Genomic DNA, 11,665 nt, shown 5'->3' with positions numbered 1-11,665 from the left:
GTGCTTGCGACACCGAGGGGCTCAAAGCGCAAACCTCACGCCGCCCATCCCTGAACGACTAGCTGCATGGCCGGGATTGCCGTCCCGTATGGCCCGCAGATTGAGGAGCTCGATGTCCAGTATGGACGAAGCCACCCCGAACACGCCATCGCTTCCCGCCGCCTGGCCGCCGGTCGCCGTCCCCGGCCAGCCGACCGCCCCCACGCCCACCCCTGCCCCGGACCCCGAGGGCGTAGACGTCCTGAACCTGCTCCGGGACGCCATCCGACGCTACGTCGTCATGCCGAGCGACGAAGCCCTGACCGCGACCACGCTGTGGGCGGCTGCGACCCACCTGCAGACCGTGTGGCAGCATGCGCCGCGCCTGGCCGTGGTCGGACCGGCCAAGCGCTGCGGCAAGTCGCGGCTGCTCGAAGTCCTGATCGAAGCGGTCCACGAGCCGCTGATCACGGTCAACGCCTCCGCCGCCGCGATCTTCCGCTCGATCGGCGAGGGCGACCCGCCCACGCTCCTCGTGGACGAGGTCGACACCATCTTCGGCAGCCCGAAGGTCGCGGAGAAGAACGAGGAGATGCGCGGCCTGCTCAACGCCGGCCACCAGCGCAACCGACCCACCCTGCGCGTCACCGGCCCCAACCACGAGGTGGTCAAGTTCGACACCTTCGCCATGGCCGCCCTCGCCGGAATCGGCGACCTCCCCGACACGATCATGGACCGGTCGGTCGTCATCCGCATGCGCCGCCGGGCCGAGACCGAGAAGGTCAGCTTCTGGCGCTACGGCCGCGACGACCTGGCCGTACGCGAGCTCCGCACACGGCTGGCGGCCTGGCTGGCGTCTGTACGCGAGAAGGCGCTCGCCCTGGAGCCGAAGATGCCGGTCGAGGACCGCGCCGCCGACACCTGGGCGCCGCTGGTCAGCATCGCCGACCTCGCGGGCGGACACTGGCCCGTCCTGGCCCGCACCGCGTGCACCGCCATGACCGACTACGAGGCCGGGCGCGACGAGGACGGCGGGCTCAAGATCCGCATCCTCGCCGACATCCGCCGCGCCTTCGCCTCCGAGGGCGACCAGTCGGCGATCCGCACCGGCCGCCTCCTGGAGATCCTCAACGCCGACCCCGAGGCGCCCTGGGCCGAACACAGCCCCAACGGGCTGACACCGCGCGGCCTGCAGATCCTCCTCCAGGACTACGGCATCAAGTCGGCCAACCGCCGCTTCCCCGGCGGCCACCAAGCCAAGGGCTTCACCCGCGCCCAGTTCACCGACGCCTGGACCCGCTACTGCCCGCCCGAGGCAGCCGCCACCCTCCCGGTCGAGCCCGGCGCCTGACCCTCCCCGACTCGTCCCACTCGTCCCCGCCCAGGTCAGCGCGGGGACGAGTCACCGACCCGCAACGAGTCGACTCGACATCACCGCCCCACCCGTACCTGCCCTGACCAGCGGCGGGACGAGTGGGACGAGTCCCAGCCGTCCGCAGCCGCCCGCGCCACGGCGGCCACACCCTTCCCTCTGGAGACCGCCCCCTTGCACTTCCCTGCCCCGAGCGCCCCGGCAGCCATACGCAGCATCCGCGCCAACATCGCGCGGCTCACCTCGCCTGCCAGGAACAAGGGCCTCACACAGCACCACGCTCCTGACGACGCTCGCCGAGCACCCGCACCCACACCGGCTGGGGTGCGTCGCGTAAACCGCGCGGGACGCTTCACCCTCGTCATCGGCCTGGTGGCCGTCGTCATCATGGCCTTTCGGGTCTCATGGAACGCACTGTCCGACGTGGCCCGCGCCATCGGCGCCGACTCCACCGCCGCCCTGCTCTACCCGATCGTGGTCGACGGGCTGATGGCCCTCGCGCTGATCGCCACGCTCGTGCTCACCGGCGCCGACCGGAAGTTCGCACTGCGGGTCCTGGCGACCTACACGGTCGCCAGCCTCCTGCTGAACTACGTGCACGGCCTCGTACCGGCCCTGCATACCGACTCGATCCAGTGGGGCCGACTGACCGACTGGGACTACGCGAACTACACCCTCGTTCTGCTGGCGACCTCGCTCCCGGTCGGGTCGATCTACTTCGGGTCGGACCTCGTGGCCAAGGTGCTGCACCACAACACCAAGTCGGCCGACTCCCCCGAAACGGCCCCTGGCCAGTCGCCCGACGACCTGGCCCCACGGTCGACGCCTGACAGGCCCGAATCGGCCTCCGAGCCGCTGCCCGAGTCGGCCCCCATGGAGGCCACCGAGACACCCGTGCCGAGGCCGACCGAGGAAGCCGAAGCGGCCCCCGCCACCCGACCGCCTCGGCCGACCACGGTGGCGGAGCCGACCGGAGCCGCCCCGCGTCGAGCGACCGGTCGGGTCCCCGCCGCCGCCAAGTCGACCGCCGACCGCACCCGCACACCCGCCGAAATCCTCGACAGGGCCCGACTCCTGACCGCCGACTGGAGCGACGACCAACTGACCGCCGAGCGGCTGCGCCGCGAACTACGGATCGGCTTGCCCCGGGCCCGCGCCTTGCGCGACCAGCTTCAAGCCGAGCGCGCCAGCCAGAGCGAGCCCACCACGGGCGACGGCTCCACGGCCGGACCACTCGACGGACTGAACGGAGTCGCCTCCCCCGTCGGCACCGCCTGACCCCCACAGAGCCCTGACCCGCCAGCCGGCGCATCCCGGGTCCCCGTGCAGCCGAGCACGGGGGCCCGGAAGCCGCACACAACCAAGAACCCAGCGGAGAACCGATCCATGCACGACTCGTACCACGAACTCCCCGCACGCCAGGAAGAGATGACCACCGGCCTCAACGGCGCAGCAAGTTGTCGGGTAAGGAGTCCTTACCCGGCCTCCGCCCCAGGGGAGGCGGAGGCTCCCGACGCCGAGGGGGCGGCGGGGTCGGTCGGCCCGGGGGAGCCGACTCGGGGAGAAGCCACGCATCCGCCCGCGCCGCGCCGCCGTCTTCGCGAACCCACGCTGCGCGAGAAGCGCGTCCACCCGCGCTACAGCGACGACGAGTTCACCCTGCTCGCGAAGGCCGCCGGCCTCAGCTGCATGTCGGTCGGCGGCTACGTCGCCGAGACCTCGCTCGCCGCCGCCCGCTCCGACGACCCCACCGCCGCGGTCGCCGACTACCGCACCATGGTCAAGACGCTGATGGCCGCCAACCGTGAGCTCGCCGCAGTCGGCCGCAACCTCAACCAGCTCACCTGGCACCTCAACAAGCACGGCGCATGGCCCGCACCGGACATCGTGACGCGGCTGCTGGACCGCATCGAGGCGTCGGTCGACGACGTGGACCTGGCCGTCGCCCAGGTGGCCTCGGGGCGGTGACCACGTGATACCGAAGATCATCCTCGGCAGGGGCGACCGCGCCACCCGCCGCCTCATCGGCTACCTCTGCGGCCCGGGCTCCGCCAACGAGCACACTGACCCGCACCTGGTCGCGTCCTGGAACGGCTTTGCCCCCGACCCCGGTCGCAGCCCCCACCGCAACCCGAAGGACGTTGAGGACCAGCTTGCCTCCCAGCTCGACCAGCCCGTGAAGATGCTCGGCGACAAGGCACCGGCGACCACGGTGTGGCACTGCCCGGTCCGGGCCGCGCCCGAGGACCCGATCCTGACCGACGCCCAGTGGGCGGACATCGCCCGCCGGATCGTGGCCGCCGCCGGCATCGCACCCGAAGGCGACGAGGAAGCCTGCCGCTGGGTCGCGGTCCGCCACGCCGACGACCACATCCACATCGCCGCCACCCTCGTACGCCAGGACGGCCGCCGCCCCCGCCGCGACCACGACATCCGCGCCGTCCAGCGCGAAGCCCGCCAGATCGAAGCCGACCTCGGCCTGCGCCGCCTCAACCCCGGCGACGGCACCGCCGCCAAACGCCCCACCAGCAAGGAACACTTCAAGGCCAAGCGCCAAGGCCAGGACACCACGACCCGCGAGATCCTGCGCCAGCGCGTACGCCGCGCCGTGGCCGCGGCGTCCACCGAAGCCGAGTTCTTCGCGCTCCTGGAAGTGACCGGCGTGAACGTGCGCCCCAAGACCGGCCCGTCCGGCGACGTCCTCGGCTACAGCGTCGCCCTGCCCGGCGACCTCAACAAACACGGCGAACCGGTGTGGTTCTCCGGCTCCACCCTCGCCGGCGACCTCTCCCTGCCCAAGATCCGCCACCGCCTCACCACCACCAGCCCCGAACCGGTCACCGCCCGCCCAGCCGACCCCTGGCACCAGGCCACCGCCGCCACCGAACGCATCCCCCACCACCTCACCCACAGCAATGACCCCATCGCCCAAGGCCAGCTCGTTGCCCTCGGCGGAACCCTCGACCTGCTGCCCCTGACCGCACCAGCCGCCGCGAGGGCCGAGCTCGAACGGGCCGCCGCCGTCTTCGAGCGCGCCACCCGCTCCCGCATCACCGCCGACGCCGACAGCGCCCGCGTCCTGCGCCGCAGCGTCCAGACGATCCTGCGCACGCCCGCCGCGACACGCGACGGGGCCGGGCTGGCGATGCTGCTGGACGCCGCCCTCATCGCCGTGGCGTTCGCGAGGCACTGGCACCGAAAGCACCAGCACGCCCAGCAGGAGGCAGCAGCCCAGCAGGCCCTCGCCCACCTCCAGACCGCCTACGCGCAGGTCGCCACCCCGGTCCTGGACGACCTCGCCCGCCGGGCCCCCGGCATCCAGACCAAGCAGCGCTACGCCCGCCACCTCCAGCAGGCCGCCCCCGATCACGCCGGCCGCATCCTCCAGGACCCCGCCTGGGACGCCCTCGCCACCGCCCTCGCCGACGCAGAAACAGCCGGCCACAACCCGGCCACCCTCCTCGACCAGGCCCTCGGCCAACGCACCCTCGACGACGCCCGCACCCCCGCCCGCACCCTGACCTGGCGCATCCACCGCCTCGGCCAACGCCACACACCCAGCCCCCTCGCCCAGGCAGCCGTGGCCCGCAGCACCACACGACGCCCCGGCACACCGATGCACCCGCCGACAGCCACACCGGCCGTCGCACAGCAGCAACCGCCACACATGCGACGGCGTTGATCGGCCAACCCGTTCCGCGGCGGAACAGCGAAGATGATCCGCCGCGGAACGCCTACTCCGTTCCGAGAGGGAACAGGCCGCAATCTGTTCATTTTCGGAACGGCGGGCACGTTCATTTTCAGAACGGCCGCTCGTTCATTTTGTGAACAGGACGGCCACGGGAAGCGCAGCGCTGGGCCGCCGGGCCCTGCATCTGCCGCACACTCGCACGGTGTCCTGGGTACCGTACTGGTGACGAACTCTGTACGGACAGGCCGGCGTAGCCCGCACGGACGTCCGGCGGTTGGGGAGGTGTCCTGATGCTGGAGGAAGCCGAGGAGATCGGCCGGCGCGTCCGCAGGGCGAGGCTGCGGCTGGGGATGCCGCAGGCCGATCTGGCCACGGCCCTGGGGAAGTCGCAGGGCTGGGTCTCCAAGATGAAGCGGGGCCTGATCGAGTTGGACCGGGTCGGGCTGCTCAACCAGATCGCCGCCGAGCTGCACGTCCACCCGAACGACCTGATCGGGCGCCCGTACAGCAGCTCCCCGGAGGACAACCAGTGGCAGGTCGCCGCCTCGTCGATCCTGCGCGAACTGCGCCGCTACGACCTCTCCCCGGTCTTCGACGGGACGCCGAGGCCGGCCTCACAGCTGTGGCGTGAAGTGACCCGCCTGCACCGGCTCCGCGACACCGCCTCGAACGTGGCGATCCTGAGGGTCCTGCCGGATCTGTTCCGTGAGGCGCGGGCCCTGGCTGAGGTGTCGGAGGGGCACGAGCGGGAGGAGGCGTACGCGATCTACGCGGTGTGCTGCAAGTTCGCCCATACCGCCGCCCACTCCCTCGGCCACCCTGAACTGGTGGCAATGGCCTGCGAAAGGGCCGCGTGGTCGGCCCGCCTGTCCGGGGACCCGGTGCTGCCGGCGGTCGCGGACTGGATGCGGGTCTGGGACATGTGGGCGACGGCCGACTGGTCGGACGCGCTCACGCTCTCGGACAAGGCGATCGGGTCGGTGCAGCAGGCATACGAGCACGGCGAGCCGCTGGCCGTACGGGCCTGGGGCACGCTCCAGCTCCGGGCGGCGGTCTCGGCCGCCCGCGCCGGCCGTGCCTCGGAGGCGGAGGACCGGATCGGGTACGCGAAGGACGCCGCCGAGCGGATGGACGCGTACGCAGGGGCGCCGGTGTACGACCGGCACTCGCTGACGTTCTCCGCCGGGAACGTGCAGATCCACGCGATCAGCGTGGCCCTGGAGATGGGCGAGCAGGGCAAGGCCCTGGAGATCAACCGCCGCACCAGCCCCGAGCTGGTCGGGGCGCTGCCCAACTCCCGTCAGGGCCACCACCACATGGACATCGCGCGGGCCTGGCTGTGGGACGGCAACCGGGACAAGGCCCTCGGCGAGCTGGAGACCGCCGAGCGGATCGCCCCCCAGCTCGTACGGAACCACCCCATCGCCCGGTCGACCCTCCGCAGCATCGTCTACGCCGAACGGGCAGCCACGCGAGAGAAGTTGCGGCGCATGTCCGACCGCTTTCACCTGGACGGATAGGGGTCGTATTCCTCCGGCTCATATTCGGGGTCGTGGCCGTCCCTAACTTCGGGGCATGACCGGACGACGCTCTGCCCATCTCCCCTCCCAGGGATCCGAGTTAGGAACAGCGGCTCCCTTCTTCCCTCAGCTCGGCGACCTCGCCGCCGACACCGCCCGCAAGGGCCAGGTCGGCGTCGTGGTCACTCTCCCCGGCGAGGACTCCGCCACCACCTACCACCTGCGCCCGCCCGGCGGCGGCCCCGCCTGGTCCGCGCCGGCGGACGGCACGACGCTGCGTCCGGTGCCCGCGCAGGCCACCCACGCCACGCTGCTGCCCGGCCGCGACGCGGTCTACGACCGACGCGCCCGCCAGGGCTCGGTGCCCGTGGAGATCCACTTCGAGGACGGCTCGACCCACGAGGGAGTCCTCGTCCTCACCTCCGCCGAGCTGGAACGGCTGTACGCGCAGACCAGCCGCCTCCTCGACGCCCACGAGAACGCCCTCGGCGAGACCTCGTGAACAGGGCCCGTCACCGCGTCCCCCACGCCCCCCGCCGCGTGCGGGCGGACCGCAGCGGCCGGATCGCCCTGACATTCCTCGCCTTCGCCGGCCTGGCCGGGCCCGCCTGGACGCTGCATTCCCACACCGGCCAGCTTCTCAATGCCACGGTCCAGCAAGCGGCCGTGGCCGCGCCGGACATCGTTTCGGCGCCCCTCTCCACCAGCCGCTGAACAAGGGAGCACGCGCCGACGGCCGTACCGCCCCTTGGATCCGCATCACCCCGCCCATCCGCGATCAGGAGGTTCTGATGGATCTTGCCCCCGCCTGTACGAGAGACAGCGACGCCGTCACCGTCCGCCCCGGCCGCCCCCTCGCCGGGACGGTCCGGGTGGACGGCTCGAAGAACGCGACGCTGCCGCTGCTGGCCGCCGCCGCGTCCCTGGGCCGCGGTGTCCGCCTGTCCGGCGTCCCGGCCAGCGCCGACGTCCAGAGGATGCTCGGCCTGCTGGAACAGACCGGCTACCGCGTCGCCCGCCCCGTCGCGGAGCGTGGGGCCGTGATCGTGGAGCCCAAGGAGCATCCCGCCACCGCGCCCGACCTGACGGACGCCGCCCGGATCCGGGCCTCCTACTACCTGGTGGCGCCGCTCCTTGCCGCCTACGGACAGGCGGCCCTTCCCTGGCCCGGCGGCTGTCAGATCGGTGATCGCGGGATGGAGCTGCACTTCACCGTCTACGAGGCGTTCGGCGACACCGTCCTCGTCGACGACTCCGGGTATCGCGTCCTGGCCGCCGATCAGACCCGCGAGAAGGTCGCCCTGACGCTGCCGTTCCGCTCGCGGGGAGCGAGCATCGCCGCGATCTGCCGGGCGGTCGTGGCCGGCAGCCGACTGGAACTGGGCAATCCCAACCTGTCCCCGGAGACCACCGGCGTACTCGCCGCCTTACGGTCCGCCGGATGGACGGCCCACGCCGCCAGCGAGAAGATCACGCTGGCCCCACCACCGGGCGTCCCGGCTGGAACCATCGCCTGGACGGTCCCCGGCGACAAGATCGAGGCGGGCACTCTGGCCTGCGCGATCGCCGCCACCGGCGGAGAAGGCCGTATCGAAGGCGTCGCCGGATCGGACCTCAAGGTGCTGGCCAGCCTGCTGGACTGGGCCGGGATCCCTTTGTCCCTCGCCCCCGACGCCATCACCGTCCACCGGGCCCGCAGCGTGAGCGGACAGCCCCTGCGAGCGATCGCCTCGCTGACCCCGGACGGCTTGGACGCCGACTTCGAGCCCGCGCTGATGGCCCTGGCCCTCACCCTGCCGGGCATCCACATGTTCGCCGACGACATCAACCCCGGCCGCCACGGCAACCTCCTCCCCCAGCTCGTCCGGCTCGGAGCGGTGATCGAGGAGCTCTCGTCCACCCGGTGCCGCCTGACCGGCCCCCAGCGCCTCAACGGCACGACGGTAAAGGCCACCGACATCCGCACCGGCTCCGCCCTCCTGATCGCCGGCCTCACCGCCAGGGGTGCCACCACCGTCAGCGGCCTCGACCAGCTGCGCCGCGGCCACGCCGACCTGCCCGCCAAGCTCCGCGCCCTCGGCGCCGACCTCACCGACGTACCGCGATGAGCAGGACGTACGGCCAGATCGTGGCCACCACCGACCTCCACTCCGCCCTCGACCAGGCCCACAGGCTCCTGCCGCACCTGCACGACCTCAAGGCGACCTCGCTCATCGTCGACTGCGGCGACTTCTTCGAGGGCACCGGCTACTACCGGCTGGGCAAAGGCGCCATCGAGCGGGAGATCCTCACGACGCTGTACGACGTGCTGGCGCCCGGCAACCACGGCTGGCCCCACTACTTCGAACCCGGCCTGCGCGAGATGACGATCTGCTCCAACGCCGTCGACGCCACCACCGGGCAGCCGCTGTTCGACCGCCTCCGCGTCGTCGACGTGCACGGCCGCCGGGTCGCCGTCACCGCGGTCATCGGCGTCAGCGCGTTCCACACCATCCCCGCCGACCAGCGGGCGGAGCACCGCGTCACCGACCCCGTGACCGCGCTGCGCGAGCTGATGCTGGAACACCACCACCACGTGGACTCCTGGATCGTGCTGTCCCACTCCGGCTTCGACGAGGACCTCAAGCTCGCCAGCGCCTGCCCGTTCGTGGACGTCGTCTTCGCCGGCCACTGCCACAGCGACACCTACGGGCCGGTGCACGTCGGCGACACCCTCGTGGTCAAGGGTCGCGAGCTGGCCGCCGGATACGCCGCCGCCGAACCCGTCGGCTCCGGCTGGGCCGCCCGCACCGCCACCTTCCCCGCCCCTGCGACGGTCCCGGACGCACTCGCCGCTCTGGACGAACAGATCGCCTCCACCTGCCGGATGCTCGCCACTCGCCTCGGCACCGTCAAGGAGCCCTACCGCGACGCCGTCCTCGACCGCCACCGGCTCCTGCAGGACACCGCCTCCCGGCTGCACACCGGTCTCGGCGCCGATGCGGTCGTCCTGAACGACACCGCCCTGCGGCCCACCGGCCTCGGCGACATCCTGACGCTCGGAGACCTGCTGGCAATCGAGCCGTTCGACAACCAGCTCGTCCACGCCTTCCTCCCCGACAGGTACGTGGAGGATCCGAACGGCCTGCTCAAGCACCTGACCGAGCAGACCGGCCCTCTGGCCGTCGTCCCCTGGCCGCTGCCCCAGGGCATCCGGTCCGTGCTCACGACCGACTACCTCGCCGACACCCACCTCGGCGGACGCACCCACCAGGCCGGCCTCCGCCTTGGTGAGGCCGTCCGTCGCACTCTCGCCACCCCGCCGCCCGACCAGGAGGAAGGCGCACGATGATCCTCACCGGCCCCGAGATCACCGCCGCCGCCCGTGACGGCCGCCTGACGATCAACCCGTTCGAACCCGGGCAGGTCAATCCCAACAGCTACAACGTCCGCCTCGGCCCCACTCTGCTGACCTACACCACCCCGGTCATCGACGCCCACCAGGCGAACCCGACCACCACGGTCGAGATCAGCGAGGACGGCTACGTCCTCCAGCCCGGAGAGCTCTACCTCGGCCACACCCTCGAACAGGTCGGCTCCGACACCTTTGTCCCGCTGCTGTTCGGCCGCTCCTCCGTCGGCCGCCTCGGCCTCTTCGTCGAGATCACCGCCCCCATCGGTGACATCGGCTTCCACGGCCAGTGGACCCTGATGCTCTCCCCGATCCGCCCCCTGCGCGTGTACGCCGGCATGAAGATCGGGCAGATCATGTTCTTCGTCTCCACCGGCGACATCGACCTGTACTCGGGCAAGTACCAGGCCGCCGACGGCCCCCAGCCCTCCCGCTACTGGCGGGACACCGCCCGCATCGGGGTGGTCGCCTCGTGATCCTCACCGGCCCCGCGATCACCGCCGCCGTCCACTCCGGCGAGATCACCATCGACCCGTACGACCCCGCCCGCGTCTCCCCGAACGCCTACGACTGGCGCCTCGGCGACACCCTCCGCGTCTGCGCCGGCGACCTCGACGCCGCCATCCCCACCACCTACACCGAGCAGGCGATCCCCACCACCGGCCTGGTACTCCAGCCCGGCCTGCTCTACCTCGGCGTCACCCACGAGCGCACCGGCTCGGAGGCGTACGCGCAGATGCTCAACGGCGACCGCACCATCGGAGCCCTCGGCATCTGGGTCCACGTCTCCGCCCCGCTCGGACACCAGGGCCACGCCATCCGCTGGACCCTGGAGATCCGCGCGGCCCGGCCCGTCCGCGTCTACCCGGGCATGACGTTCGGCAAGCTGGTCTTCCTGGCCTCCCAGGGCACCCCGGCCAGCTACCAGCGGCAGCTCGCGAAGTACGCCTCCACCGACGGGATCGACATCTCCCGCCTCTACGAGGAGATCGACGGAGGCCGCCGGTGAGTCCTGACCGGAATCCGCTGGTCGCCACCTTCCTGGACCTGCCCGTCGGCAGCCCCGGCGGCAGCGTCGAACTCTTCCTCGACCTCTACACCGGCGAGAAACCCCTCATTCCCGCAAGGGCCTTCATGCTCGCCCCGACCGGACCCCGCCCGCGGACACCGGCCGGCCTCGACCTGCTCAGCGCGAGCGGTAAGTGCCTGGAGGGCCCCGCCTTCCACCGGTACGTCTCCCACCTGCGCCAAGCCCTGACGGCCGCGATCAACCCGTCCCAGATCGACGTCCTGCACCTGCAGCACCTCGCCTTCGGCGCCACCCCCGCCCTGATCCGGGCCCTGCCCGCGCACCCCCGCATCGCCCTGGTCCACGGCACCGACCTGCTCTTCGCCGAAGCCCACCGCGACCAGCTCCAGATCCTGCGGGCCACCGCCCGGGCGGCCGATGCCATCGTCGTCCCCACCGGTGCCATGGCCGACCACCTCCTCAAGCTCGCCCCGCAGACCGACCGCCGCAAAATCACCCACATCCCTTGGGGCATCCCCGACCGCCTCCTCACCGACCCGCCCGCCCGAACCACCCACACATCCAAGAGCCACCTCCGCCTGCTGTACGCGGGCCGGCTGACCGCCGAGAAAGGCGTCGAGGCCCTGATCCGGAGCGTGGCCCCGCTCCAGGGCGTCGAGCTGTCGATCGCCGCCCCCAGCGC

The 11,665-nt window shown here is 72.0% G+C and carries 11 protein-coding genes; all 11 read left to right on the top strand.

Annotated features, from left to right (window positions below; genetic code table 11):
• Positions 1-121 precede the first annotated feature (121 nt).
• Positions 122-1,330, top strand: coding sequence for a DUF3631 domain-containing protein (locus tag ESG85_RS28830; RefSeq protein ID WP_128984113.1), 1,209 nt, complete (start codon positions 122-124; stop codon positions 1,328-1,330).
• Between the two features lie 345 nt (positions 1,331-1,675).
• Positions 1,676-2,629, top strand: coding sequence for a DUF2637 domain-containing protein (locus tag ESG85_RS28825; RefSeq protein ID WP_281288090.1), 954 nt, complete (start codon positions 1,676-1,678; stop codon positions 2,627-2,629).
• Positions 2,630-2,737: 108 nt separating this feature from the next.
• Entirely contained in the window at positions 2,738-3,319 is a 582-nt protein-coding gene (locus ESG85_RS36815; RefSeq protein ID WP_342781430.1) for a plasmid mobilization protein, read from the top strand.
• A gap of 4 nt (positions 3,320-3,323) precedes the next feature.
• Positions 3,324-5,033, top strand: a complete 1,710-nt coding sequence (locus tag ESG85_RS28815; RefSeq protein ID WP_128984109.1) for a relaxase/mobilization nuclease domain-containing protein — start codon at positions 3,324-3,326, stop codon at positions 5,031-5,033.
• Positions 5,034-5,332: 299 nt separating this feature from the next.
• Positions 5,333-6,562, top strand: coding sequence for a helix-turn-helix domain-containing protein (locus tag ESG85_RS28810; protein WP_128984108.1), 1,230 nt, complete (start codon positions 5,333-5,335; stop codon positions 6,560-6,562).
• Between the two features lie 55 nt (positions 6,563-6,617).
• The gene (locus tag ESG85_RS36345) at positions 6,618-7,064 is read left to right on the top strand and encodes a hypothetical protein (RefSeq protein WP_246095351.1); all 447 of its coding nucleotides are present in this window, start codon (positions 6,618-6,620) and stop codon (positions 7,062-7,064) included.
• Positions 7,065-7,353: 289 nt separating this feature from the next.
• Complete coding sequence (locus ESG85_RS28800) at positions 7,354-8,670, top strand: UDP-N-acetylglucosamine 1-carboxyvinyltransferase (protein WP_128984107.1); 1,317 nt, start codon at positions 7,354-7,356, stop codon at positions 8,668-8,670.
• Positions 8,667-9,893, top strand: coding sequence for a metallophosphoesterase (locus ESG85_RS28795; RefSeq protein WP_128984106.1), 1,227 nt, complete (start codon positions 8,667-8,669; stop codon positions 9,891-9,893). Before ESG85_RS28800 ends, ESG85_RS28795 begins: the two co-directional genes overlap by 4 nt.
• Positions 9,890-10,429, top strand: coding sequence for a dCTP deaminase (gene dcd / locus ESG85_RS28790; RefSeq protein ID WP_128984105.1), 540 nt, complete (start codon positions 9,890-9,892; stop codon positions 10,427-10,429). The genes ESG85_RS28795 and dcd overlap by 4 nt, the downstream gene beginning before the upstream one ends.
• The gene (locus ESG85_RS28785; RefSeq protein ID WP_128984104.1) at positions 10,426-10,962 is read left to right on the top strand and encodes a dCTP deaminase; all 537 of its coding nucleotides are present in this window, start codon (positions 10,426-10,428) and stop codon (positions 10,960-10,962) included. The genes dcd and ESG85_RS28785 overlap by 4 nt, the downstream gene beginning before the upstream one ends.
• The coding region (locus ESG85_RS28780) for a glycosyltransferase (protein ID WP_164986344.1) at positions 10,959-11,665 on the top strand (707 nt) is incomplete at its 3' end. The genes ESG85_RS28785 and ESG85_RS28780, both read left to right, overlap by 4 nt.

This window comes from Streptomyces roseicoloratus (assembly GCF_004117935.1).
GTDB lineage: Bacteria > Actinomycetota > Actinomycetes > Streptomycetales > Streptomycetaceae > Streptomyces > Streptomyces roseicoloratus.
This window is presented reverse-complemented; position numbering and strand designations above follow the sequence as displayed.

Bases quoted from the DNA above. Each gene is read 5' to 3' on its own strand.
- ESG85_RS28810 (WP_128984108.1), top strand. From the start codon at position 5,333: ATGCTGGAGGAAGCCGAGGAGATCGGCCGGCGCGTCCGCAGGGCGAGG.
- ESG85_RS28800 (WP_128984107.1), top strand. From the start codon at position 7,354: ATGGATCTTGCCCCCGCCTGTACGAGAGACAGCGACGCCGTCACCGTC.
- ESG85_RS28795 (WP_128984106.1), top strand. From the start codon at position 8,667: ATGAGCAGGACGTACGGCCAGATCGTGGCCACCACCGACCTCCACTCC.
- dcd (WP_128984105.1), top strand. From the start codon at position 9,890: ATGATCCTCACCGGCCCCGAGATCACCGCCGCCGCCCGTGACGGCCGC.
- ESG85_RS28830 (WP_128984113.1), top strand. From the start codon at position 122: ATGGACGAAGCCACCCCGAACACGCCATCGCTTCCCGCCGCCTGGCCG.
- ESG85_RS36345 (WP_246095351.1), top strand. From the start codon at position 6,618: ATGACCGGACGACGCTCTGCCCATCTCCCCTCCCAGGGATCCGAGTTA.
- ESG85_RS36815 (WP_342781430.1), top strand. From the start codon at position 2,738: ATGCACGACTCGTACCACGAACTCCCCGCACGCCAGGAAGAGATGACC.